This is a genomic window from Acetobacter sp. A11-2, assembly GCF_040208445.1.
Classification (GTDB): Bacteria; Pseudomonadota; Alphaproteobacteria; order Acetobacterales; family Acetobacteraceae; genus Acetobacter; species Acetobacter oryzoeni.
Genome location: NZ_CP157843.1, coordinates 43658 through 69641, shown reverse-complemented (window position 1 = coordinate 69641; position 25984 = coordinate 43658). Strand labels below are relative to the sequence as shown.

The following is a 25984-nucleotide window of genomic DNA, read 5'->3' as shown; positions in this document are numbered from 1 at the left end:
TATGCACTTACTGCATAATTGGTTTGCGCAAAAAAGAAGCTCTCAACGAAATAATGTTTGTTTCTTTTTGAAACACGTATAGTTTTAGTAATAACAACAAAATGCAACCACAGGATGCATTTCTGATTCTCTGAACCATAATGAGGTTCCACCATGCGTATTTTACTTTTAGAAAATAATTTTACCTCCAGTCAGGCAATATTTTCGGCATTAACAAAAACCTCTTTTTCAGTGGACATGGTTCAGTGTGATCAGGAAGTTGTAGAACTACTCAGAAATTATGATTATGGCCTTGCCATTCTTCATCTACAACACCCCGATATTTATGGGTATGACATCCTTACCACATTACGATCTTTAAAACTCACAACACCTGTTATTATCATCTCACCAGTCAACACTTCTGAAGTGAAAACCAAAGCTTTTGCTGCAGGCGCTGACGATTATTTAATAGACCCTTTTGATTCGACTGAACTTATAGCCCGCATACAAGCCATTTTACGGCGTGCCCATGGCTATGCTCATCCTATTGCACAAATTGGCGATCTTACAGTTAACCTCAACAGCCATACTGTAATGGTTAACAATCAGCCCATTCATCTTACCGGAAAAGAATTCGCCATTCTTGAACTGCTCGTCTTACGCAAAGGCATTGCCCAAACCAAGGAAACCTTCCTTAACCATCTTTATGGAGGGCGAGATGAACCAGATATAAAGATTATAGATGTTTTTATCTGTAAACTTCGCAAAAAACTTCAAGCAGCAGGGGTAGGAAATCTGATTTCCACTGTATGGGGAAGAGGCTATATTCTGAATGATCCTCAAATTTCCAAAGCCTGCGCATCTTTGCCTGTTATGAGCAAACCCCACAAACAATCACAATCAATATCTAGCCTACATGAATCCCATCAGCATGTTGCTGGAAGCAGTGCCTAAATTATGAAATCAAATCTAGATTCTGTTACATTTTCAAATTCAAGAACGCAGAATTTTTAGAGTGTAAAAGCTCGGCACTACCAAAATCTTGCAACGGAAAAATCTAGAGAAAAGAATTTTTAAAACCCCTTTCTCTAGATTGTATTTTAGGCAGGAACACGCGCCTGCTCAAGCACATCACACATCTGGTCAACAACCTCATCAACCAGCTGTGCATCTTCCGCTTCTGCCATAACGCGTACCAAAGGTTCCGTACCACTTTTACGCAACACCAAACGCCCTCGGCCAGCAAGCTTACGCTCTACATCAGCCTGACGGGTTTTTACTTCGTCCATATCAAGTGGACAGGCCCCCTTGTATCGAACGTTTTTTAACTTTTGGGGAAATGGCTGAAATAGCCGGCAAACTTCACTCGCTGGACGACCATCCTGAACAAGTACGGCCAGTATCTGCAAAGCAGCAATCAGCCCATCACCTGTCGTTGCAAAATCTGTCAGCACCATGTGCCCAGATTGTTCACCACCAATATTGGCCTGCCGTTCCAACATACGCTCGACAACGTAGCGATCACCCACTGCCGTGCGTTCCAGACTCAGCCCCAGATTTTCCAGAAACCGTTCCAGCCCCATATTGGACATAACGGTTGCAACAACAGCATTACCGACCATGCGACCTTCTCGCGCCCAAGACTGGGCGATAAGAGCAAGAATCTGATCACCATCAATCAGACGGCCTGTTTCATCTGCAATCAGAACGCGATCAGCATCACCATCCAGTGCAATACCCAAATCGGCCTGATGTTTTACAACTGCGGCACAGAGAGCTTCAGGGTGAGTTGATCCGCATTTTTCATTAATGTTTACGCCATTAGGTTCACACCCTATGCGGATGACTTCTGCCCCCAACTCCCACAATGCGGTTGGCGCAACCCGATAGGCAGAACCATTGGCACAATCAATCACAATCTTCATGCCATCCAGCCGCAATTTGCGCGGGAATGATGCTTTGGCACTTTCTATATACCGACCAGCAGCATCATTCAGCCGAGATGCACGGCCAATATGTTCTGGCGTTGCCAGATATGCGGTAAGGTCTTTTTCCATCAGGGCTTCAATTTCCGTTTCATCCTGATCAGAAAGTTTAAAGCCATCTGGGCCAAACAGCTTGATGCCATTATCCCCAAAAGGATTGTGAGAAGCGGAAATCATGACGCCCAGATCTGCTCTGAGAGAACGCGTCAGCATGGCAATTGCAGGCGTTGGCAACGGGCCTACCAGCGTGACATCCATACCTGCTGAAAGAAAGCCCGCAACCATGGCGCTTTCGATCATATACCCAGAAAGCCGCGTATCTTTTCCTAACAGAACACTATGCCGATGATCTCCCCGCTTGAAATGCAACCCGGCGGCCTGCCCCAGTTTTTGGGCCACTTCCACCGTCATCGGTGCAACATTAGCGGTGCCACGAATACCGTCTGTTCCGAAAAAACGCTTCATTCTGCTCATTCCATTCTGTCCGCTTCAGACAGAAAAAGCCCATCCTGCACAAAGAACGGAACTGCCTTCTTGCGGTTTTCTTCTATTTTCTAAAACGGTTTCAGGCTGGAAGAAACCTTGTTCAGCCGGAAACTTACTTTTTTAATTCTGAAAGATTGCCCGCCATACGTTTACAGCCTGCATCATGCCTTTAACATCATGAACCCGCAAAATTACTCCCCCCAAAGCCATAGCAGGGAAAGAAGCTGCCTGCGTTCCAGCATCACGCAAATGCGGTGTGGTTTCCCCCGTAAGATTCCCAATCATCCGTTTGCGGGAAACACCAAATACAACCCGGCATCCCAAGTTGGCCAACAGCAGAATATGCCGCAACAGTTCCTTATTCTGCTCGAAGTTTTTTGCAAAACCAAATCCCGGATCTATCATAATCCGATGTCGTGCAATGCCTCCTTTTACGGCAATCTCAATCCGTTGGGCAAGTTCACGCACCACGTCTATGCTCACATCTTCATACACAGCATGCTGCGCCATAGTTTGTGGTGTACCGCGCATATGCATTAACACAACGCCACAATCTTGTGCGGCCAGAAGCGGCAAAGCTGCCTCGTCATACGCCAGAGCTGTCACGTCATTGATAATATGTGCTCCAGCTGCCAGAGCTTGCTGCATGACATAGCTATTTCGCGTATCTACAGAAATAGCCACATTGGGCAGTTCTGCCTTTAGGGCAGCAAGAACCGGGCCAATGCGCTTCCATTCTTCTTCCGGCGTTACTGTAGCTGAACCGGGGCGCGTGCTTTCCCCGCCTATATCCAGAACGGTTGCACCACTGCGCACCATTTCGTGTGCTTTTAAAACAGCCTGATCAATACTCGCCAGTTCACCGCCATCACTAAAACTATCGGGCGTGATATTCAGAATCCCCATGATCTGGGCACCTGTAGGCAAACCCACTGGCGGTACAGAACACGTTATCCTCTCAAGCTCTGGAGCCCAGTCCTGAGGCAGTTTCTGCACAGGCATTAAACCCACGGTTTGATAGCCTTCTATCAAACGCACAAACGTAAATGCCACCGGGCCGCCACATAAAGGTAAAGCGTCACCCTGTTTGATCGCTTCTTGCGCTATGTTGCCATACACAAGGCCCAAGGGTTCAATCAGCCGCGCATACGTCATTTCATCAGCCCTTCTCAAACGAAAAGAGGCGGCATTTCTGCCGCCTCTTTTCACTCTACATCTTGATTTAAAAGTTAGCTTGGCTGGGGCACAGGGGCTGGTCCGCCGTTTTCATTTTCCGGTTTATCCGAACCCTGAACATCCGGCCCGCCAACCTGAGGCACAGAAGAACGCCGGTTAACCGGGCCACTTTCTTCTTCTTCCTTACGTTCGATCGGCTGACCACGCATGATCTGGCGGATTTCTTCACCACTCAGAGTTTCATATTCCAACAGAGCTTCAGCCAGACGGCGCAGTTCATCAATGTGATCATGCAGATAGTTCCGAGCCTGCACATAGGCTTCATCTACGAGACGGCGTACTTCTTCATCAATCTCACGTGCGGTTTCTTCCGAGAAATTGCGAGAAGCCCCGGCAAAAAAACCACCGTTCTGATCATCATCTGCATAGGCAATCATGCCCAGCTTGTCGCTCATACCCCATTCGGTCACCATGCTACGGGCCACACGGGTTGCCATTTTAATGTCACCCATTGCGCCGTTGCAGACGTTGTCCTTACCGTAGATAACCTCTTCCGCAACACGGCCACCCATAGCCACCACAAGATGCGCAAATGCGTTTTTCTTGCTCATGGACAGGCGATCATCTTCTGGCAGGCGCATCACCATGCCCAATGCACGGCCACGCGGAACGATGGTTGCCTTATGAATAGGTTCACTTTCGGGAACCAGAACAGCTGTAATGGCGTGCCCTGCTTCATGGTAAGCTGTGCGCCGCTTTTCATCATCGCTCATAATAAGAGAGCGACGCTCAACACCCATCAGCACCTTGTCTTTTGCGTCTTCAAACTCACGCATAGAAACAGTGCGGCGCCCCAGACGTGCGGCAGACAGCGCGGCTTCGTTGACCAGATTAGCAAGATCAGCCCCGGAGAAACCCGGCGTGCCGCGGGCAATAATGCGTGGGTCTACATCAGATGCCAGCGGCACCTTACGCATATGCACGCGCAGAATTTTTTCACGACCAGACACGTCAGGGTTTGGCACCACAACCTGGCGGTCAAAACGACCGGGGCGCAGCAAAGCCGGATCCAGCACATCTGGGCGGTTGGTGGCAGCAATCAGGATCACGCCTTCATTGCTTTCAAAGCCGTCCATCTCAACCAGCATCTGGTTCAGTGTCTGCTCACGCTCGTCATTGCCGCCGCCCATGCCAGCGCCACGGTGGCGACCAACAGCGTCAATTTCGTCAATGAAGATAATGCACGGTGCGGCTTTTTTGCCCTGCTCGAACATGTCACGCACACGGGATGCACCAACACCTACGAACATTTCAACAAAGTCGGAACCAGAGATGGTGAAGAACGGCACATTGGCTTCACCTGCAATGGCGCGAGCCAGCAAAGTTTTACCGGTGCCCGGAGGACCAACAAGCAGCACACCTTTGGGGATTTTACCGCCCAAGCGCGTGAACTTCTGCGGGTCCTTCAGAAAATCCACGATTTCCTGCAGTTCCCCTTTGGCTTCATCAATCCCAGCCACATCATCAAATGTGACGCGACCATGCTTTTCAGTCAGCATCTTGGCGCGGGATTTACCAAAGCCCATGGCCCGACCACCAGCACCCTGCATCTGCCGCATCATAAACAGCCATGCAGCCACCAGCAGAATAATGGGCAAGGAATTCAGGAAGTAACGCAGCAGCGGGCTGCCTTCCTGCTCCAATGGCTTGGCCACAACTTCTACCCCTTTGCCCACCATGCGGGTAACAAGGGAAGGATCAAGCGGGGCATAGGTTTCAAATGCCGTGCCATCAGTCAGCGTGCCGGAAATATTGTGATTTTGCATCACAACAGACCGAACATGCCCTGTATCCACATCAGCAATGAAGTCCGAATATGCCAGCTGTTGTGCCGCGTGCTGCGTGCTCCCCGGCTGGAACATGTTCACAAGCAACAGCAGCAGCAGGATAATGCTGACCCACAGCGCCAGATTGCGGCCTAAATTGTTCATCTTGCCCGTATATCCATACCTAGTGCGAGAATGCCGGAATAATCTTTATCTGACCGGCTGCCGCAGAAAAAAGCAACCTCTCCCTTTATTAAATGGGAGGCCGCCTGCGTATTCCTAGTCTGCGAGGTGCACATATTTTAAGAATCTTGTGCAACTACACCATACACACTGCTGCTGGTTACCGAAACTGCCGGCCGGAAAATGAATGCTGCGGCATATAAATCAGGTTCATCATCCGCTACCCAATTCAGATGCGGCACAGCTACCCGCTTACCTTTACGCCACAGTGCAGGCAGCACAGCACAAAACTGGGCCTGTAGCCCATTGCGGATTTTGCGCTCCAACCCATACCCTGCCCCGGCAACCATCAATCCTTCTTTTCGAACTGATGCAGGCAGACGCAACATAAACCGGTTATCCCATACCGTGCCGTTTTCTGCCTGCACAGCAGGCGCCATTGCGGCTTCCTCCCGCAAAAGCACCCATTGCTGTTCATGCCAAAGCAGCCGGACTCCAGCCAATGTGGCTTCTGCGCCCATCTTCTTCAAGCGTGCCACTGCAGATTGAGCCGGTGGATATTCAGCTCCGCCAATACTGCGCACAAGAGCCGAAAGCACATCAACCTCAGGCAATTCAGACCCAAGATTTGCCCATCCCTCAGGATACATTACAACGTGTTGGGCAAGCTGTGCAGCGCGTTCATGCTCCTTTTGCATTCTCACCTGACCCAGTTGCATGCCAAGTTGCCAGAAATGCGCGCGTTGATCGTTTTTTTGCAGCATATACCGTAAACGCACCCGCTCCGCACGCTGATCCTGATTTGAAGGATCATCCACCCATTCAATACGGGCTTCACGCAGCGTATTACGTAGTGCTTGCCTAGAAAATCCAAGCAATGGGCGAATAAGCCGTATATCTGGCCGCACGGTTATCCAGCCCATGCCTGCCAGCCCTTCTGGCCCACTTCCGGCATTCTGGCGCATCCAGACCGTTTCCGCCAAATCATCTGCCTGATGGCCCAGCAAAAGATCTGTGCATCCATGCTCCTGACAGGCGGCTATCAGGCTGGCATATCGAGCATTTCTGGCTCTATGGGCAATAGCTGGTCCTTTTTTGAGATCTGTCAGAACCAGCAGGCGTGCCGAAATACCCATATTCTGCAAGCGTGCAACTGTTTGATGGGCTTCCTGCCCAGATTCCGAGCGCAGCCCATGATCCACGACCAAAGCCAACAGATTTTTCCGCCAGAAAGATGCCAGCCACGCAAGGCACAGGCTGTCTCCTCCACCAGAAACAGCCATAGCAACAGGAGGATAGTCAGATTGATCAGGGAAAAACGGCCCTAACTGCGCCATGCATTGTGCAAAACAGGCCGGAAAAACGGGCTGATCGGAAAAAACATCACGCCCAAAAAATACAGGAGCAGACACTCTTCCCGATACCAACACCAATCGTTATTCGCAGCTACCCCGTTTGGCATACACTTCTGCAGCATGGGCAACACGGGCGGAAGGCGTGGGGAATTCTGCTTTCAGCTTGGAAAGTGCTTCACACGATGCCTTTTTGTCCCCCAATGCCAGCAGGGAAGCAGAAACACCCAAAAGTGCATCTGGCGCACGTCCGCTTTTAGGAGCCTGACGGTAAGCATCGTAATAGGCAACGGCTGACTGACGATACTGTTTTTGCCCTGCCAAGGACTGCGCCAGCAAAAACTGTGCATCTACCTTAAAAGCGCCTTTGGCGTTTTTAAGTGCTGATTCGGCATCAGACTGTGCCTCTGCATAATCTTTCTTCTGCAAAGCCGCCTTGCCACTGGCAAGCAACCCATCTGGTGTTGTGGGTTTTGCGTCTTCTTTGGGCGTTGTGTCTGCTGAGGCCGCAGCTGTAGAAGCACCTGCCGCACCAGCATTTGCCTGCGCTGCAAACTGGTTATCTGCTATCTGCTTGGAAAGAGCTGCCGTTTTTTGCTGCAGTTCATTGGTGAGTTGATCAATCTCACCGCGCATATCACGCTGCTGCTGCTCCAATGTGCTCACACGGTCCAGCAACTGGGCAATCAGATCATTTGTGCCTGAATTTGCATTATCCCGCGCCCATGCAACTGGCACGCACACACTGCTTATTGCGGTTGCCATTGCCAACGCCACAAGCCCTGTGCGGACATGCCGCGATGCTTTGAAGCAGACTTTCATCAGGTTCTAACCCTTCCACAACATATAGGCAGCAACATCATACCACTTTTACTGAAAGACAAGTGCTTACAATACAAAACAGGCCGGGCTTTAACACCCGGCCTGTTTCTGCTCTGTCAACTTTCAGAAAAATCTGAAATCTTATTTAACAGAGGTAATGGCGTTACGGTTCTGAGCCCATGCATCTTCATCATCACCCAGAGCGGTCGGACGATCCTTACCGTAGGAGATGGTGGAAATGCGGGAAGAAGCTACGCCCTTAGCAACCAGGTAATCACGTGCGGCATTGGCACGACGCTGACCCAGAGCAATGTTGTATTCTTCGGTGCCGCGGTCATCGCAGTTACCTGCAACTTCAACGTTAACCTGCGGGTATTTTGCCAGCCAGTCAGCCTGCTTCTGCAGGGTTTCCTTGGCATCATCGCGCAGGCCGCTTTTGTTCAGGTCATAGAAAACGCGGTCACCCACGTTTGCAACCAGATCAGCTTCACTGCCGGGAACGGGGCCGCTGATAGTGGGCTGCGTGGAAGCAGCACCATTGGAGGCACCAGTGTTTGCGTTATCGTGGGCGCAGGCTGACAGCAGGGCAACCATACCAAGCGCGGCAACTACTTTTAGTCTCATGTGTCGGATCCTGAGAATTAGTTCCTTGCGAAACTATTCGGAGAAAAGAGTTCTAACCTTGTATCCCCGCGTCTTCTTCTGCTCCTCTCCGAACCCTTCGAAGAGCCGACGAATTTTGGAGACCAACTTGCCCTAAGCCATAGCTTATTCTGCGGGTCAAGTTGCATCTCTGTATCTCATACCTGCCATACACTGAGTGAGACGAAAAAGACACAGTTCTGCTTATTGCCTGTATCCGCCTTTATTGCGGCCAAATTATGGACAACAAAAACCCCGCATCACATTTTTGTGATGCGGGGTTTTCTTTCCGAACAGCCGATTTTAGCCGTTTAGAGGAGACCATGCTGGGTCTGACGCTGCTTCTGGCGTTGGCAGCACGCGGTCATTAAAGCCCGTAATATCCACCATTCCGATAGTAGAGTTAAAGCCTGCACCACCGGCCCCGGCACGGCTCTGGCGGCAATATGCCAATACGCGGCCATTGGGGCAGAAACTTGGGCTTTCTACCGTAAAGCCCTGCGTCATGATTCGCTCACCCGTGCCGTCCGGCGCCATAACGCCAAGCGAGAACATACCGCCAGCAATACGGGTAAAAGCAATCAGATCCCCACGAGGAGACCACACTGGAGACCCATACGTGCCCTGACCGTAAGAAATACGGCGCGCACCACCGCCAGAAGCCGGCATGATGTAAATCTGCGGGCTGCCACCACGATCTGAGTTGAAGACAATCTGTGATCCATCCGGGCTAAAGCACGGGCTGGTATCAATGGCACCAGAAGACGTGATCTGACGGCGAGAACCAGATGCCAGATCCACAATATACAGATCCGACCCACCATTGCGAGTAACTGACAGCACAACAGAACGGCCATCTGGTGAGAAGCGTGGTGCGAAGGAAATACCTTCAAACTCACCCAGAATCTGCTGGCGGCCGCTGGTCAGATCAAACAGATAAACCCGCGGGCGATTGTTGGCGTAAGACATGAAGGCAATCTGATCCTTCACCGGGCTAAAGCGCGGTGTCAGGGTCAGCCACTTGCCTGTTGTCAGCATACGGGCATTTGCACCGTCCTGATCCATTACAGCCAGACGTGTGCGCTGATGGCCACGCGGGCCAGAACGAGAGATAAAGGCAATACGAGTATCAAAATACCCCTTTTCCCCCAGCATCCGCTCGTAAATCACATCGCCCACAATATGGGCAATACGCCGCCAGTTTGCTGCAGATGTTGTGTAGGCCGTGCCCTGAATCTGCTGATGGCTCAGCACATCCCACAGGCGCATTTCCACCCGTACAGAAGATCCGCCACCAGAAACGGAACCTGTTACCTGCGCATGCGCGCCCATGCTTTTGGCAGTTGCAAAATCTGGCGTGCCAGATGTTGTGCTGCCGGGCATAACCTTGAACAGGCCTGTATTGTTCAGGTCATTCGTCAACACTTCGGCAATTTTTTCGCCCAAGCCACCACCAAAATTGGGGATGATGATGGGGATAGGCGCCGTGCGGGCCTGATCAACCGTAATTTCAGCTTCTGGGGCACTGGCAGCCGCAAATGCACCAACAGGCATGGCCATAATACCACCAGCAGCCACACTGGCCCCCAGCAGGCTACGCCGACGCAGCGCGCCAGCCAGCACATCGGCTTCCTGATCGGAAATAAGGGGACGGGTACTCATCACCATGTGTTTTCCTCCCTAAGGCCTGCTTAAGGCCTGAATACAAACTTCAGTTGCCGTGGCTGCCCCAGCAGTTCCTTGGGGATTGGCAGCTTGGCACATGTTGGACTTAGAACAGCAGCCCGTGCTCTTTCAGCCAGCGCACGATACGAAGAATCCGCATTCATGCGGGCCTGTGTTTCTGGCGCAAATTGCACAATGCGGGCTTCACCGGTTCCATCTACCGTAACCACCAAATGCGCCACAAAGCTGGCATAATCCTTGGCGGCAGTATCTTCTGTGTAGCAGCGCCTTACCGCAGCCCCGATAGCTTTTTGCTGGCCAGCGCTCAGGCTGCCCGTAATGTTACTACCCACGGGTGAACCACCACCTTTGGGCGCACCCCCCGCAACCGGATTGGCACGTGCCTTGGGCGCATGCGTCTGCTTCTGATCCGCCCGGAACGTATCCAACGTTTCCAGCAAGGAATGAGACTCTGCTTGGCTTTTCTTCGCCTTGTTTGGCTGCGTGATATGAGATGGAACCGCCGCATCCGGTAGCGTATCCGTGGGCTGCGTAATGGGTGAAGGCGGTGCAACACTGTTCGTCGGCTGCACCGGAGATGGTGGAGACGGCGGTGTTTTCACAACTTCAGGAGATGGCTCTTCCGCCTTGGGGGGCAGAGGCACATCTGGCAGCTTTTCAGATTCCGGCACAGGTGGCGGCGGAACAGGCTGTGGCGGCGGAGGTGGCGGCGGGGCCTCCTCATTCGGCACATCCTTCGGAGGCTCTGGCGTAGGCGGAGCTTCCTTTTCTTCCGGTGCTGGGGGCTTGGGTTCAGCCGCAGCCTTTTCTGCCTTGGCGGCAGGGCCACCTTCTTGTGCGTCCGACTGCTCGAACTGCATTTCAATCGTAGGCTGTGGAGGCTCTTCCGGCGGCTTGGGCGGCGGAAGAGTGATCAGCAGTGCCAGCAGAAGCGCGACATGCGCGCCCCCTGACAGATAAAGCGATCGCCGGAGTATAATCTGATCAGACCGGCGTGGCCTTGCCATGGGCATTGTTCGTACCTCTCCACCCTATCGGATGGCTTAATGCCCACTGCTGGCAGGTTGCTGCGCCAGCAGAGCCACATGCGTAAAGCCGCCTTCCGTAATCTGCCCCATAACCTGCATGACCTGCCCATAATCAATATGGGCATCCCCGCGTACAAAAATACGGTGGGAAGGATCATTGTTGGAAGCAGCCTTCAGTTGGGCCACAAGCTGATCTGCTGTAACGGGGTTATCCCCCAGATACAGCGTACCATCAGACTTGATGGAAACGGTAATGGGCTTGCTGTCTGAATTAACCGGGCGCGCATCTGTTTTGGGCAGATCAACATTTACGCCGCTGGTCATCATTGGAGATGTCACCATAAAGATGATCAGCAGCACCAACATCACGTCCACCATGGGAGTGACGTTAATTTCGGCCATCGGACGCCTGCGGCGGCGTCCGCTTCCTCCCGACGGCATTGCCATATCTCAGGTCCTCTCTTCGGACTGGCGAGAAAGAATGGCAGCAAACTCGGTGCCAAAACCTTCCAGACGATCCTGGAAAAGGTCCATGCTGTTGCTGATGACGTTATACGCCACATAAGCTGGAATAGCCGTTAGCAGGCCAATAGCCGTTGCAAACAGAGCTTCAGAAATACCGGGGGCAACAACGCTAAGGTTTGTATTATGTTCAGCCGCAATGGAACTGAAGGAATGCATGATCCCCCACACCGTGCCAAACAGGCCAACAAACGGTGCAACAGGTGCAACGGTGGCCAGAAAGATTACCCAGCGGCGCAGGCGGTCCATTTCACGCGTGATGGTAATGCCAATGGCGCGGTCAACACGTTCCTTAACGCCGCCACGCACCAGATCCACACCGGGAATACGGGCTGAACGCCGCCATTCCCCCATGGCTGCACCAAATACGGCAGACATTGGGTTGGTAGGCTTGGCGCCATCGCTTTCGTACAGATCATCAAGGCTGCCACCAGACCAGAAGCGATCTTCAAACCCTGTGGCTTCACGATTGATGCGACGCAACGTGACAAACTTGTCCAGAATAATTGCCCATACCATTACGCTGCAAACCAGCAGCCCGAGCATGACAATTTTAACAACAAGCGAGGCGTGCATGAACAACGCCCATACTGACAAATCCCCCGCCGCACTTACGCCGAGATTTGCCGCATCAACCGCACGATCCAATAATGCCTCCTGCCTCTGCACCCCTTACGGGCGATCTGTCTCCGACTCGGTCGAGACACATGCTTTGCCCGACGCTTCTGCTTCTTACTTGGTTACTTAAAAAAGCAGAAGAGGCGCTTTCATCCCTTTGGTGCCAATTTCTGCAACAAATCACGCCATAACGGCGGAAATCGGGCAGGACGCCCATCTGATACTTTCACGCAGGCCAGACCAACCTCAACCTGAGCGCATATATCATCACCACGCGTGCATAGCTGATCCAATCGGCAGCTGGCTGCCCTCAAGTCAATCAAGCGGGTGGTAACTGTTACAATATCATCCAGTTTCAGGGGCATTTTGTAGGCAAGGTGGGCATCACGCACCACAAAAACCAGCCCATATTCTTCCTGCAAACTTGATGCGGGCATACCCAAGCTCCGAATCGCTTCAGTACGCGCACGTTCTGCAAAGGCAAGATATCGCGCGTGGTACACAATGCCGCCTGCATCTGTATCTTCGTAATAGATTCTAAAATCTATGGAGTGGGTGGTCATTCTTCCCCCTCATCCTCGCCTGCAAGGAAATCCATCTGCTGGTTGCCCCCGGTAGCAGAAGCCGGAGGGGTAAGCCCCAGATGCCGCCAGCCGCGTTCACCAAGAACACGACCGCGTGTGGTACGCAAAACCAGACCTTCCTGAATCAGGTAAGGTTCAATCACATCTTCCAATGTATCGCGTGATTCGGCCAAAGCTGCCGCCAGCGTTTCCACACCAACCGGGCCGCCGTGATGATATTCGGCAATTCGGCGCAGATAACGCCTATCCATGGCATCCAGCCCAAGCGCATCAACCTCTAGCCGCTTGAGGGCAGCATCTGCCACTTCTGCTTCTACCGGCACCCCGGCAGGCACGGTTACAGATGCAAAATCCCGCACACGGCGCAACAGTCGCCCGGCAATACGGGGTGTGCCGCGTGAACGACGGGCAATTTCCATTGCACCACCGAGAGTCAGAGCAAAATCCAGCTTTTCCGCCCCACGCGCCACAATTTTACACAGCTCTTCTGGCGTATAAAAAACCAGCCGCAGCGGAATACCAAACCTGTCCCGCAATGGCGTGGCCAAAAGCCCTGCCCGCGTGGTGGCGGCCACAAGCGTAAACGGCGGCAGATCTATACGGACAGACCTTGCTGCTGGGCCTTCACCAATAATCAGATCAAGCTGGAAATCTTCCATCGCAGGATAGAGAATTTCCTCAATGGCTGGCTGGAGACGATGAATCTCATCAATAAACAGCACGTCGCGGGGCTGTAGATTGGTAAGAATAGCAGCTAGATCACCCGCACGCTGGATAACGGGGCCAGACGTAGCCCGGAAACCCACCCCCAATTCACGCGCAACAATCTGGGCCAAAGTTGTTTTACCCAACCCCGGAGGCCCATGCAGCAGAACATGATCTAAGGCATCACCACGCTGTTTAGCGGCCTTGATGAAGATGGAAAGGTTTTCCCGGCTAGCCTTCTGGCCTGTAAACTCATGCAGTGTTTGCGGGCGAAGCGTGGATTCACCAACATCCTCCTCCCGCCGTGCCGCATCAATTTCCCGATCAGGCGTAAACTCCGCACTCATCGGGCAAGGTCTTTCAGGCTGTCACGAATCACCAGATCCAGCGTGGCAGCCGCCCCGTGCGCGTCCATGACTTTCCGCACCACAGGTGCAGCTTCTGCCCGGCGAAAGCCCAAGCCAGCCAGCGCCATAAGAGCATCTGCCTCTATACTACCTGCAGGAGTTGCCATGGCCGGAATGGTAATTCCGCCACCACCACCGGGCATTTTGCCAGCTTTATCGCGCAGTTCTGTCAGAATCCGTTCTGCCAACCTACCGCCCACACCCGGCGCACGCGTAAGGCTGGCTTTATCTGATGTCATCAGCGCGGCCACCAATTCTCCGGGTGACAAGGTGGAAAGGATACCAAGCGCAACCTTTGCCCCTACCCCCTGCACGCTTGTTAACAGCCGGAACCATTCACGCTCAGCACTTTCCATAAACCCGTACAGAAGAATGGCATCTTCACGCACAACGGTTTCTATCAGAATCCGTGCTTTTTCTGGTGGGTTTGGCAACGCAGCCAACGTACGTGTGGAGGCAGCAACAAGATAGCCCACACCGTTTACGTCTATAACGCAGCTTCCCAGATCAACCTGAATGACCAATCCGCATAAAAACGCAATCATGCCATTCTTACCCCGGCTGCAATATGGCGTGCACTGGCACGATGATGCGCATGGCAAATAGCAACAGCCAGCGCATCCGAAGCATCTGCACGGATAATTTCTGCTCCGGGCAAAAGCCGCCGCACCATCATTTCCACCTGTTTTTTATCTGCTGATCCGGTGCCAACAACCGATTTTTTAACAGAAAGCGCGCCGTATTCTGCTACGCTTACCCCAGCCAATGCAGGCACCAACAACGCCACGCCACGCGCATAACCCAACTTAAGGGTGGCCGAACCGTTACGGTTTACGTAAGTTTCTTCAACAGCTGCTTCTTGCGGTTCCAACCTGTCTATCAGCATCAGCAGGTTGTCATGCAGCACCTTTAATCGGTCTGGCACGCTATCAGCACTATTGGTTGCAATAACGCCATTTTCAACATGCCGGAGCCGATTGCCCTCGACATCAATCACGCCCCACCCTGTAAATCGCAGGCCGGGATCAATGCCGAGCAGACGTACCATTATGATTTATGCCGAAAGTTTTTCGGCCAGATCATCCGGCAGGTCAAAATTGGCGTACACATTTTGCACGTCATCATGGTCTTCAAGCGTATCCAGCAGCTTGAACAGGCTGCGTGCTTTATCTTCGTCCAGCGTTACGGTGTTTTCGGGGCGCCAGTCCAACTTAGCACTTTCCGGCTCACCAAAGCGCGCTTCCAGCGCATCCTTCACTGCAAAGAAGGATTCCACTTCACACGTCACTTCATGTGAGGTTTCGGTGGAAACAACATTTTCTGCACCAGCTTCAATAGCGGCTTCCAACATCTCATCTTCAGAAGCAACAGAAGCCGGATATGTAATCACACCCAAGCGGCGGAACATGAAAGAAACGGAATTGGTTTCCCCCATAGAGCCACCGTGCTTAGAAAAAGCTGCTCGCACATCAGATGCTGTGCGGTTGCGGTTATCGGTCAGCCCTTCAACAATAACGGCTACACCGGCAGGGCCATAGCCTTCGTACCGCACTTCCACATAGTCATCACCACCTGCAGCACCAGATGCCTTTTTAATGGCGCGTTCAATGGTATCTTTGGGCATATTCACTTCACGCGCGGCAGAAATGGCTGCACGCAAACGTGGGTTGGCTGCCGGATCAGGCAAGCCCGAACGCGTTGCTACCGTCAGTTCACGAATAACCTTACCAAACTGCTTGGAGCGTTTTGCATCCTGCGCACCCTTACGGTGCATAATGTTCTTAAACTGGGAATGACCAGCCATCTTCCTTACCTTGTCGTCTGCAACAATGCCGGGCAGGCCTTAGACAAGCCGCCCATGACAATGCTTGTATTTCTGGCCCGAACCACATGGGCAGGGCGCGTTACGAGGTGTTTCACCCCAGCTTGAAGGATCATCCGGCATAATGGCGCTGCCACCGATAGGCGTGGCCATTTCCGGCGATGCACCAGGTGAAAGACCAGGCCCCGGTTCTGAGGCGTATCCCTGCACTTCTGGATCAGCATGGATTTCTGCCGTATCGGCAAACGGATCAGCCGCTGCTGGCGGAGGTGTCACTTCCACCCGTGCCATCAGCCCCACCACACGCTGGCGCATTTCTTCCAACATGAATGTAAACAGCTGGAAGGCTTCGTGCTTATATTCGTTCAGCGGATCTTTCTGGCCGTAAGCACGCAGGCCAATGCCCTGCCGCAACTGATCCAGCGCATGCAGATGTTCTTTCCACACGGCGTCATATGTTGTCAGCAGAATCTGCTTTTCAATAAAGCGCATCAGGTCCGGGCCGATATTGGCTGCTCGGGCAGCTTGCGCCTGAGTGGCAGCCTGACTGATCCGGTCAGCCACAGCCTCGGCATCCATACCGTCTTCCTTGGCCCAAGCTGCTATTGGCAGATCCAAGCCAAAGGCTTTTTGTACATCTTCCGTAAGGCCAGCTACATCCCATTGTTCTGCAAAAGATTTTTCTGGGATACGGCGCGCAACCATCGCGTCAATGACATCTTCTTGCGCTTCCATCACAATAGAAGAGACGTCTTCAGTCGCCATAAATTCACGGCGCTGAGCGTACACTTCCTTGCGCTGGTCGTTCATCACGTCATCGTATTTGAGCGTGTTCTTGCGCATATCGAAGTTACGGGCTTCGACCTTTCTTTGCGCCCGTTCCAGCGCCTTGCTCAACCACGGATGAACAATGGCCTCGCCTTCCTTCATACCCATTTTCTGGAACATTCCGCTCATGCGGTCTGAACCGAAAATACGCATCAGATCATCCTGAAGCGAGATAAAGAACTTGGAGTTGCCGGGGTCACCCTGACGCCCTGCACGGCCACGTAACTGGTTATCAATACGGCGGCTTTCATGCCGTTCCGTGCCGATAACATACAGGCCACCTGCCTGCTGCACGATATCATGATCCCGCGCAACACGATCACGGATTTCCTTCTCAGCAGCTTCACGCTCTGGAGACTCTTCCATATCCCCCAAGGTTTGGGAGATCAGCATTTCCACGTTACCACCGAGCTTAATATCCGTGCCTCGGCCAGCCATGTTGGTGGCAATGGTAATGGCACCCGGTGCACCTGCCTGCGCCACAATCTTTGCTTCCATTTCATGGAAACGGGCGTTCAACACGTTATGTGGAATGGCTTCACGTTTCAGCAGGTCTGAAAGCGCTTCACTTTTTTCAATCGACGTGGTGCCAACCAGAATCGGCTGGCCGCGTTCGTGCACATCCCGGATGAGTTTGACAACAGCAGCAAACTTTTCCTGCTCTGTCAGATAGATCTCGTCGTCTTCATCCTTACGAGCAACCGGACGGTTGGTGGGAATGGCCACCACATCCAGATTGTAGATTTCTGCAAACTCATCCGCCTCTGTCATGGCGGTGCCGGTCATGCCGGAAAGCTTGGGATAAAGGCGGAAATAGTTCTGGAAGGTGATGGAAGCCAGCGTCTGATTTTCCTGCTGGACTTCCACGTGTTCCTTGGCTTCCAGCGCCTGATGCAAGCCATCAGAATACCGGCGGCCTTCCATCATGCGGCCGGTGAATTCGTCAATAATCACCACTTTGCCATCGCGCACGATGTAATCCACATCCCGCGAGAACAACGTATGCGCCCGCAAGGACTGCTGAACATGATGCACAACAGCTACATGCTGCAGATCATAAAGCCCGCCTTCATCCAGCACACCTGCCTGACGCAGCAGATTTTCTACATGATCGGAGCCAGAATCGGTTAAAATGACGGTGCGGAACTTTTCGTCTTTTTCAAACGTGGTCGGATCCTGCACAAGCTGGGCAACCACAGCATCGACTGCACGATACAGGTCTGAGCTATCTTCTGCTGGCCCGGAAATAATCAGCGGAGTACGGGCTTCGTCAATCAGGATCGAATCCACTTCATCCACAATCGCGTGGTAGAAGGGACGCTGCACCATTTCGCCCAACTGGTACTTCATATTATCGCGCAGATAATCGAAGCCGAATTCGTTGTTTGTGCCGTAGGTAATATCGGACGCATAAGCCTGACGACGCGCATCATCAGGCATGTTGGGCACGATCACGCCCGTTGTCAGGCCCAGAAAGCTGTAAAGCCGCCCCATCTCTGCTGCATCACGCGCGGCAAGATAGTCGTTTACGGTCACAACATGCACGCCCTTGCCTGCCAACGCGCTGAGATACACAGCCAGCGTGGCCACCAGGGTTTTACCTTCCCCGGTGCGCATTTCTGCAATGCGGCCAGAATGAAGCACCATGCCGCCAATCAGCTGCACGTCAAAATGCCGCATCCCCAACACCCTGCGCGAGGCCTCACGGCACACGGCAAAGGCTTCAGGAAGCAGATCATCCAGACTTTCGCCTTTGGCGATCCGATCCCGGAATTCCTGCGTTTTGCCAGAAAGGGCGGTATCATCCAACGCCTGCACCTGTGGTTCAAGCGCGTTGATCTCCGGCACCCGGCGTTGAAATATCTTAAGCGTCCGGTCGTTGGCGGTGCCGAACAGGGCGCGGACAAAGCGTGAAAGCATGAACACCTTTCCGGAACAATGCGGCCCCTTACCCCTGCACTACCCCAAATGGTAATACAGTAAGAGACACTGGCATGGCTGGCTTGCCGTGCAAAATAGGACCGGGGCGGGTTGCGGTCAACCAACCGTACCGGTGGAAGCAGGATTGAAACAGGGGTTGCCGGGTGGAAAGCCCTCCTTCATACAGGATAAATAGGTTTTAATGGCTTTAAAGGTTTTAATACACATGCGGCTTATTCCCCACGCGTTTGGACTGGCAGCAGCAGCTCTTTTTGCTACCACCACCCTTTGCACGCCCTCCTTTGCAGCAGACCCGGCCCCCGCAGCAGCGGCCGCTCCTGCAAAGCCAGCAGACCCCAACGCCGTGGTAGCCACCGTGAATGGTGAAAAAATCACGCTGTCTGATGTCCAGACAGCCATGATCTCTCTGCCACCGCAGATGCGCCAACTGCCGCCGAACCTTATTTTCCCCATGCTGGTCAACCAGTTGGCTGATCAGAAAGCCATTCTGATTACAGCCCAGAAAGAAGGCTTGGATAAAAAACCTGAAACCCAGCAGATGATGGTAAATGCTTCCAACACCGCATTGCAGAATGCGTGGTTGTCTGAGCAGGTTATGCCGCATCTGACAGATGATGCCGTTAAGCAGTATTATGATCAGAATTACGCAGGCAAGCCAGCCGAAAAAGAAGTGCATGCCCGCCATATTCTGGTGAAAACTGAAGCTGAAGCGAATGACGTTATCAAGAAGCTGAAAGCTGGCGCAGATTTTGGTAAACTGGCCGCTGAAGTTTCCACCGATAAGGGCAGCGCCCAGCAGAACGGTGGTGATCTGGGCTGGTTCAAGAAAACAGACATGATCCCGGCCTTCTCCGATGCCGCCTTCGCCATGAAAAAAGGTGAAATCAGCAGCACTCCGGTGAAAAGCCAGTATGGCTACCATGTCATTCAGGTGCTGGACACACGCACAGACCCGGTTCCCACACTGGACGCAGTGCGTGACAAAATCCGTCAGGCCCTTATCCAGAAATATGTGCGTGAAGCCGTGGATAAAGCCACCAACCAGGTCAAGATTGTGCGTTTTGACCCCAACACCGGCAAGCCGCTGGCAGATGCGCCTGCTCCTGCCGCTGCACCTAAGAAATAAGACCATTAAACCGCAAACCTCGCCCCTTATTTAGGGCGAGGTTTTTGCACAGATACCCTTTAAGGATACCGCCAGATGGCGCAGACAATCCCCGTTTCCCCCCTGGCCCTACCAATGCCGGAACTTGGTGTTGTGCGTGGGATTCGCCTTGGCGCTATTGCAGCAGGTATTCGCTATAAGGGTCGCACAGATCTGGTTCTGGCAGAAATGGCCCCCGGCACCACCGTTGCGGGCGTATTTACCAAATCCAAATGCCCCGGAGCACCTGTAGATTGGTGCCGTGCTGTTCTGCCCAAAGGTGAAGCCCGCGCACTGGTTGTAAACGCAGGGAACGCCAACGTATTTACCGGTCAAGCCGGACGCAAAACATGCGAGGCCACAGCAGAGGCCGCTGCCAAGCTGGCAGGCTGCTCTGCCGAAAATGTTTATTTGGCTTCTACCGGCGTTATTGGAGAAATTCTGCCTGCTGAGCGCATCACCTCCGCGCTTCCGGCTCTGCATACCGCCCTTTCGGAAAACGGGTGGGAAGATGCCGCACGCGGGATCATGACCACGGATACCTTCCCAAAAGCTGCCGTCCGCAAAGCCACCATTAAAGGCACGGAAGTTATTATTCAGGGCATTGCCAAAGGCAGTGGCATGATTGCACCTGATATGGCCACCATGCTGGCCTTTGTGGCAACCGATGCCAAACTGCCCGCTCCGGTGCTTCAGGCCCTGTTGAGCGCTGGCATCCAGAAAACCTTCAATTGCATTACGGTGGACTCGGATACTTCAACCTCCGACATGGTGCTGCTGTTTGCGACCGGAGCAGCGCAGAACCCGGCCATTGCCGCCACCACCGATGCGCTGACAGACCCGGATCTGGCTGATTTCCGCACTGCGTTGAACGCCGTTCTGCACGATCTCGCCCTGTTGGTCATTCGGGATGGTGAAGGCATTACCAAGCTGATGAGCATTAAGGTCAGCGGTGCTGTTTCCGACCAATCTGCATGGCGTGTGGCTATGGCTATTGGTAACTCCCCACTGGTGAAAACTGCCGTAGCGGGAGAAGACGCCAACTGGGGGCGTGTTGTTATGGCAGTTGGCAAATGTGGGGAACCCGCAGACCGTGACACGCTTTCTGTCTCTATTGGCGGTGTATGCATTGCCCGTAACGGCACCGTTGTAGATGGGTATGATGAAACCCCCGTAGTGGCGCATATGAAAGGGCAGGAAATCGACATTGCTGTTGATCTTGGCCTTGGCACAGGCACCGCTCAGGCCTGGAGTTGTGATCTGACCCACGGCTATATCGATATCAATGGGTCTTACCGCAGCTAAACGCCTCTTTCTGCCCCACTGCTTATTTACTTATCTTTCCTGCGGAGCAGGTTCTTATGTCCAATTCGGCACCGCCTCCCGGCTGGGGGGCACCTTCTGGCGATTTTTATGGAATGCAGCCCGGCACACCCGCTCCTGTATGGATTTACGCTGGTTTCTGGTGGCGGGTATGGGCCTTTCTGATTGATGGCATTATTCTTGGAGCCATAGAAACCATTTTAGGTTTTTTTGTTGCCCCCAATGTCACTGTGGATTGGCAGGAACTCCCCATTGATGGCTCTGGGCAAAGCATGAATGTGGTAGATATTGCCTCCTTCGTGCAACCAGAAAACATCTCGGTTCTTATCCCGCACATTCATACAGGGCCCTGGCCACTTGCCAGCTTGCTGCTCGCCCTTATTCCGGCAGTCTATTATGTGTTGTTTGAGGCATCTTCCCTCCGTGGCACACCGGGCAAGCGGGTATGTAGGCTGGAAGTGGTCACACTTTCAGGCGGGCAAATCAGTTTAGCACAAGCTATTCTGCGCTTTGTCATCAAGGCCTTTATCTCTTTTCCGCTGCTGTATATCGGCGTCATCATGGTTGCGTTTACGCGGCGCAAGCAGGGGCTGCATGATCTTATAGCCGGCACGTTGGTTATCCGGGCAGAAACGCAGCAAGTGGCACCCTTTCAACCACACCGGTAACTTACCCGCTCCTTCCTGAACAACTGCTATCAGCACGCATCATCTTGATGCCGCCCAATTTGCCTCCTACCCTAGAGGTAAATTGGGCGGCAATTTTTTGCGTGCCCTTATTATCTTACCCGTTCAGCAAAGGATGCAGCGCCCCCATGGCGGCCAATAGCCCGGATCAGAGTCTATCCTTTTCACCCTCTCCGCCTCAGTCGCCTTCTTTGGCTGCATGGCTTTGTCGTCTTTTTTGCCTATTTGCGTTGGGGTTGAGTTTCCTTTTCCCTGTAACGCATGCGCGGGCAGATACGGCAGCAGCGGTTCCTCAAACCAACGGCCTAACACAACAGGATGCTCAGCAATTGCTGAACGTTCTGAACGATCCGCAAAAGCGGGAGGAGTTTTCCAAAACTCTTTCCCTCATGGCCAAGGGCTTACCTGCTGCACAACCCGCCGCCACACCCAAAGCGGCTCCAGCGCCCGCAGCAGCTAAACCACAGACAGATAACGCTGTGATAGACAGCGATGTCCATTCAGAACTGGATACGCTGCAAAGCTCGATTCATGGCTACCTGAACAACTTCACCAGCCTTTTCAAAGATTTGAGTGTTGTTGGCCCATGGTTTAAAAATGAAATCCGCAATCCGGCTTCTCGGCAAACTCTGATTGATGCGTTTAGCCGCGCCCTGCTGATTATTGGTCTCGCCCTGGTTCTGGAGCGCGCCACCAGCATTGCCATGCGCAAACCGCTGAACTCTGTCACGCAGCACGCAGAAAACCGGGAAAAACGGCTGGAAGCCTCAGCCGAAACTGCTGCCGCAGCCGACAGCAGCGATGCCGCAGTAGCAAACGATGCGAATACCACGCAAACCCGTGAAAACGATCAGCGACGCGGCACTGAGGTGCTCCGTTACTTAGTGCGCGTGCCGTATAATGTGCTGCATTTTCTTATCAAGCTGCTGCCCGTTGGGGTATGCCTGCTTGTCGGCTATCTGGGCGCAGAATTCCTAACCACTACGGCACAAGCCCACACTGTTTCCCTCACCCTTATCAATGCTTACGCCATTGCGCGTGGGCTTTATCTGGTTGTGGAAACAACATTGGCACCACGCTCCCCTGCTATCCGGCTTATTCCTGCATCGGATGAAACCGCACATTTGCTTACGCGGTGGTGGAACGTGTTAGTGGCAGCCCCTTCCATTGTGATCTGCCTTTCAACCTTGGGAAGTGAGTTTGACCTCAGCCCCCGCGGTGTGGATGCCATGCAGCGTGCTGTAGTGCTGATCCAGCATCTGATTATTGCTGCCTTTATCTGGCGCCTCCGCCATATTGTGGCACGGGCACTGCAACCCTCCCCCAACATGCGTAAAAATGCCCTGTGGGCTTTTGCTGGCACGCTGGCACATGTGTGGTGGGTGCCCGTGATGTTCCTGGACATGGCGCTGTGGTTTGTCTGGGCTGCACATCTTAAAGGTGGGTATCAGTGGATCCTGCGTGGAACACTGCTAACATTCCTGTGCTTGGTGCTTTCCCGCGTTATTGCCTTGTTGGCATACGGGTTGCAGGACAGACTGTTCCGCATCAGCCCCACGCTGGAAGCCAGTTATCCGGGCATGCAAAAACGGGCGGATTTCTATTATCCGTTCGTGCGCCGGATTATCACCATTGCAATTATTTTCATCACCATTGTCTGCCTTGCTCAAAGCTGGAGCATCCCCAGCTTCCGCTTCTTCTTTGATTCCGCACTTGGTGGCCGCCTGATTGGCGCTGCTATCTGCCTGCTTATTGGCATGACAGTTGCCGCTGTGGCGTGGGAAGTGGTGAACGGCCTGCTGGAAAAACAGATTACCCGTTACACCTCTAGCGCACAGGCCGCACGCGCAGCCCGGCTGCGTACAGTGCTGCCTATTATCCGCACTGTCCTGCTGGCCGTTATCATCATCTTTGTGGCGGTTACCACGCTCTCCCAAATTGGTATTAACGTCACGCCCTTGCTAACCGGTGCCGGTATTTTGGGTGTTGGTCTTTCCTTTGGTTCTCAGAGCTTGGTTAAAGACGTTATCACCGGCTTCTTCATGCTGGCGGAAGATGCCATTCAGGTAGGGGACTGGGTGACCACCGGAGGGATTGCCGGTATTGTTGAGCATCTTTCCATCCGTACATTGCGCGTGCGCTCTGTGGATGGTGACCTGCATATCATTCCCTTCTCGTCCGTAACCTCCATTGCCAATACCGCCCGTGGGTTTAACCAGGTTATTGTGCACCAGACGGTGGATCTGACCGAAAGCAGCGAACGCGTTGCCAAGATCATGCAGGACACCGTTCAGGAAATGCGCAAGGAAGACGCTTACAAAAACATCATCCTGTCCGATTATGTTGATCTGGGTGTTGATAGTTCGGACGGAAACGGTGCTGTGCTGGTGGGTTCCATCAAAACCGCACCTATGATGAAGTGGAAAGTACAGCGCGAGTTTTACCGCCGCATTGCAAACCGCATGGCAGCTCAAGGTGTAAAATTCTACACGCCAACATCTTACTCCACCACACCGCCCGGCACGCCGGTCCATTTGGCAATGGACACAATGCCGCCGGAACTGCTTGAAAAAATCAACCAACGTGCAGCTCAGGCGCAGGAAGAAGCCAAACCTTCTGCCCCAGAAGCACCGCCTGCAGCAAAAGAACCACCACATGCCTGAAACCGGCCAGACCCTTTCAGGGGGTGCAATATCCCTTGATTGTATTGAAAAACCGCTGGCGCAGGAGGGCTTTGCCTTCCTGCAAGCGGCAAGCATGCGCCCCATTCTGCAAGGTTTTGGGTTAGCTGATTGGGATCAGTTTGCCGCAAGCTGGAATGATCTGGGGTGTGACCGGTATATGGCGGATGGCGGGCGATACCGCCGCCGCCGGTATGCCACGTTCTCACTTTCTGATCAGGAAATCCTGCGCAAACCCCATCAGCCCCATTATCAGAGCCGAGATTACAATACGCTGAATGGCGGGATTGAACGCTGGTTTCAGCCTGTGCTGCCAGAAATTGGCAATAACCCGGCTTTACTATCCATTCTAAAGCTGATGCATCGGTTGGCAGTGGACATGACCCCTGCCAAGCAACGTCCTTCAGCATGGCATGCAGAAATTCATCAGTTCCGCATTGAAGCCAGCAAAGATACTGCCGGACAGCCTACGCCAGAAGGACTGCACCGAGATGGTGTAGATTGGGTTTGTGTTGTGATGATCCGCAGAGAAAATATTGCCCGCGGAGAAACATCCATTCACGATCTTAACCGCCAACGCGTGGGCGGCTTTACGCTAACCAATCCTCTGGATACCGCATTTGTAAACGATAGCCGCGTGTATCATGGGGTAACGCCTGTGCAGGCTGTAAACACCGCCTTACCTGCTTATCGTGATGTATTGGTTGTGACACTTCGCCACGAGTAAAAGGAAAAGGCCGGTTTATCCGGCCTTTTTGTTAGTATCCTGCGTAATAAATGGCGTGCAGACCTAATGCCAGACAGGCAAATACAAAAAACATGGCTCCCGCCATCTGGCAGCACTCTTTAAAAGAAATGGTATCATAAGCAGAAGCTGCAGAAGCCGGAGAAACTATACTGTTTTGCCGTTCTGCTTCACTCATACCTGTACCCTTTTCGTTTTATGCAATGCTGGTTTGTTTGTAGCACTTATCTGGCTACGATTACCCCTTTCGTCAAGGTCTATGGGGTGGCCCATGTCTTAAAATGGGTGGACGCCACCCCTGCCGGAGGTTCACATAAGAAGAAATTCATTTGGAGTTTCAGACTTGAAACAGATTGCCTCGGTACTGCTCGCCACCAGCCTCCTTGTCTCTCCCGTGTTTGCTCAACCCTCCAACACCCCTGCAACCACAGAAAAAGCCGGGCCAGCCCAGCCTTATTCCATTGCAAGTTTTATGGGCAAATGGGCTGTCACAATGGTTATGGAGCCCATTACCATTATGGGTAACCGGGCAGTTGGCCCCGCTGCACGTTTATTGGTTGTTGTGCCTGACAACATTAGCAAAGTTGTAAAACAAAACCACTTTGCTCTGGCACGTAAATCCAATGAAGTATGGGAAGGGCAGCAAGACGACGTAACTGCTACGCTTACACGTCTTTCAGAAAATACGGCTCAATTGGTTCTGGTTAAGAAAGACGGGCATAAAATGGAAATCCCTCTGTACCGTGATGACGGCTAACAGCTGAATTTCCACCAATTCCTCCGCCCATAATATTATGGGCGGAGGAAGAC

The 25984-nt window shown here is 52.8% G+C and carries 24 protein-coding genes; 7 read left to right on the top strand and 17 right to left on the bottom strand.

Annotation, left to right across the window (positions count from 1 at the left end):
* Positions 1 to 153: 153 nt before the first annotated feature.
* Entirely contained in the window at positions 154 to 936 is a 783-nt protein-coding gene (locus ABNV41_RS00390; protein ID WP_050818846.1) for a response regulator transcription factor, read from the top strand.
* Positions 937 to 1082: 146 nt separating this feature from the next.
* Here the strand turns inward: ABNV41_RS00390 and glmM are convergent, their stop codons facing one another.
* The 16 genes from glmM to secA form a co-directional block, all read right to left on the bottom strand.
* On the bottom strand, positions 1083 to 2441 hold the full coding sequence (gene glmM / locus ABNV41_RS00385) for a phosphoglucosamine mutase (RefSeq protein WP_050818847.1): 1359 nt from the start codon (positions 2439 to 2441) through the stop codon (positions 1083 to 1085).
* 132 nt (positions 2442 to 2573) lie between these two features.
* Positions 2574 to 3662, bottom strand: a complete 1089-nt coding sequence (gene folP, locus ABNV41_RS00380) for a dihydropteroate synthase (RefSeq protein ID WP_087651643.1) — start codon at positions 3660 to 3662, stop codon at positions 2574 to 2576.
* Positions 3663 to 3682: 20 nt separating this feature from the next.
* Positions 3683 to 5620 (bottom strand): ATP-dependent zinc metalloprotease FtsH, encoded by a 1938-nt coding sequence (gene ftsH, locus ABNV41_RS00375; protein ID WP_050818849.1) that lies wholly within the window; start codon positions 5618 to 5620, stop codon positions 3683 to 3685.
* A 137-nt stretch (positions 5621 to 5757) separates the two neighbouring features.
* Entirely contained in the window at positions 5758 to 7065 is a 1308-nt protein-coding gene (gene tilS, locus ABNV41_RS00370; protein WP_050820288.1) for a tRNA lysidine(34) synthetase TilS, read from the bottom strand.
* Between the two features lie 9 nt (positions 7066 to 7074).
* Positions 7075 to 7812 (bottom strand): hypothetical protein, encoded by a 738-nt coding sequence (locus ABNV41_RS00365; protein WP_050818850.1) that lies wholly within the window; start codon positions 7810 to 7812, stop codon positions 7075 to 7077.
* A 141-nt stretch (positions 7813 to 7953) separates the two neighbouring features.
* Entirely contained in the window at positions 7954 to 8436 is a 483-nt protein-coding gene (gene pal, locus ABNV41_RS00360; RefSeq protein ID WP_042786436.1) for a peptidoglycan-associated lipoprotein Pal, read from the bottom strand.
* Between the two features lie 321 nt (positions 8437 to 8757).
* Positions 8758 to 10122 carry a Tol-Pal system beta propeller repeat protein TolB gene (gene tolB / locus ABNV41_RS00355; RefSeq protein WP_050818852.1) on the bottom strand — a complete coding sequence of 455 codons (1365 nt, stop codon included), beginning with the start codon at positions 10120 to 10122 and terminating at the stop codon, positions 8758 to 8760.
* A 23-nt stretch (positions 10123 to 10145) separates the two neighbouring features.
* Positions 10146 to 11153 (bottom strand): hypothetical protein, encoded by a 1008-nt coding sequence (locus ABNV41_RS00350; protein WP_003623346.1) that lies wholly within the window; start codon positions 11151 to 11153, stop codon positions 10146 to 10148.
* 30 nt (positions 11154 to 11183) lie between these two features.
* A complete protein-coding gene (gene tolR / locus ABNV41_RS00345; protein WP_006115643.1) occupies positions 11184 to 11615 on the bottom strand; it encodes a protein TolR in 432 nt (143 codons plus the stop codon).
* 3 nt (positions 11616 to 11618) lie between these two features.
* A complete protein-coding gene (gene tolQ, locus ABNV41_RS00340; RefSeq protein ID WP_019089100.1) occupies positions 11619 to 12359 on the bottom strand; it encodes a protein TolQ in 741 nt (246 codons plus the stop codon).
* 98 nt (positions 12360 to 12457) lie between these two features.
* Positions 12458 to 12871, bottom strand: a complete 414-nt coding sequence (gene ybgC, locus ABNV41_RS00335) for a tol-pal system-associated acyl-CoA thioesterase (RefSeq protein WP_050818855.1) — start codon at positions 12869 to 12871, stop codon at positions 12458 to 12460.
* A complete protein-coding gene (gene ruvB, locus ABNV41_RS00330) occupies positions 12868 to 13944 on the bottom strand; it encodes a Holliday junction branch migration DNA helicase RuvB (RefSeq protein WP_087651646.1) in 1077 nt (358 codons plus the stop codon). The genes ybgC and ruvB overlap by 4 nt, the downstream gene beginning before the upstream one ends.
* A complete protein-coding gene (gene ruvA, locus ABNV41_RS00325) occupies positions 13941 to 14549 on the bottom strand; it encodes a Holliday junction branch migration protein RuvA (RefSeq protein WP_050818859.1) in 609 nt (202 codons plus the stop codon). The genes ruvB and ruvA overlap by 4 nt, the downstream gene beginning before the upstream one ends.
* Complete coding sequence (ruvC, locus tag ABNV41_RS00320) at positions 14546 to 15052, bottom strand: crossover junction endodeoxyribonuclease RuvC (protein WP_050818861.1); 507 nt, start codon at positions 15050 to 15052, stop codon at positions 14546 to 14548. Before ruvC ends, ruvA begins: the two co-directional genes overlap by 4 nt.
* A gap of 6 nt (positions 15053 to 15058) precedes the next feature.
* Positions 15059 to 15808, bottom strand: a complete 750-nt coding sequence (locus ABNV41_RS00315) for a YebC/PmpR family DNA-binding transcriptional regulator (protein WP_050818863.1) — start codon at positions 15806 to 15808, stop codon at positions 15059 to 15061.
* Between the two features lie 39 nt (positions 15809 to 15847).
* On the bottom strand, positions 15848 to 18574 hold the full coding sequence (secA, locus tag ABNV41_RS00310) for a preprotein translocase subunit SecA (RefSeq protein ID WP_087651647.1): 2727 nt from the start codon (positions 18572 to 18574) through the stop codon (positions 15848 to 15850).
* 226 nt (positions 18575 to 18800) lie between these two features.
* Between secA and ABNV41_RS00305 the strand changes: the two genes are divergently transcribed.
* The 5 genes from ABNV41_RS00305 (at position 18801) to ABNV41_RS00285 (ending at position 25156) form a co-directional block, all read left to right on the top strand.
* On the top strand, positions 18801 to 19721 hold the full coding sequence (locus ABNV41_RS00305) for a peptidylprolyl isomerase (RefSeq protein WP_050820289.1): 921 nt from the start codon (positions 18801 to 18803) through the stop codon (positions 19719 to 19721).
* Between the two features lie 75 nt (positions 19722 to 19796).
* The gene (gene argJ, locus ABNV41_RS00300) at positions 19797 to 21044 is read left to right on the top strand and encodes a bifunctional glutamate N-acetyltransferase/amino-acid acetyltransferase ArgJ (RefSeq protein WP_349934836.1); all 1248 of its coding nucleotides are present in this window, start codon (positions 19797 to 19799) and stop codon (positions 21042 to 21044) included.
* A gap of 56 nt (positions 21045 to 21100) precedes the next feature.
* Positions 21101 to 21730, top strand: coding sequence for an RDD family protein (locus ABNV41_RS00295; RefSeq protein WP_050818869.1), 630 nt, complete (start codon positions 21101 to 21103; stop codon positions 21728 to 21730).
* 47 nt (positions 21731 to 21777) lie between these two features.
* Positions 21778 to 24411: a mechanosensitive ion channel family protein gene (locus ABNV41_RS00290; RefSeq protein WP_080986723.1), complete on the top strand. Its 2634-nt coding sequence runs from the start codon at positions 21778 to 21780 to the stop codon at positions 24409 to 24411.
* Positions 24404 to 25156 (top strand): 2OG-Fe dioxygenase family protein, encoded by a 753-nt coding sequence (locus tag ABNV41_RS00285; RefSeq protein ID WP_349934835.1) that lies wholly within the window; start codon positions 24404 to 24406, stop codon positions 25154 to 25156. The genes ABNV41_RS00290 and ABNV41_RS00285 overlap by 8 nt, the downstream gene beginning before the upstream one ends.
* Before the next feature lie 31 nt (positions 25157 to 25187).
* On the opposite strand, the gene ABNV41_RS00280 is transcribed toward ABNV41_RS00285, so the two are convergent.
* Positions 25188 to 25352 carry a hypothetical protein gene (locus ABNV41_RS00280; RefSeq protein ID WP_196332598.1) on the bottom strand — a complete coding sequence of 55 codons (165 nt, stop codon included), beginning with the start codon at positions 25350 to 25352 and terminating at the stop codon, positions 25188 to 25190.
* Positions 25353 to 25517: 165 nt separating this feature from the next.
* On the opposite strand from ABNV41_RS00280, the gene ABNV41_RS00275 reads away from it, so the two are divergent.
* Positions 25518 to 25931 carry a hypothetical protein gene (locus ABNV41_RS00275; RefSeq protein WP_050818875.1) on the top strand — a complete coding sequence of 138 codons (414 nt, stop codon included), beginning with the start codon at positions 25518 to 25520 and terminating at the stop codon, positions 25929 to 25931.
* Positions 25932 to 25984 lie beyond the last annotated feature (53 nt).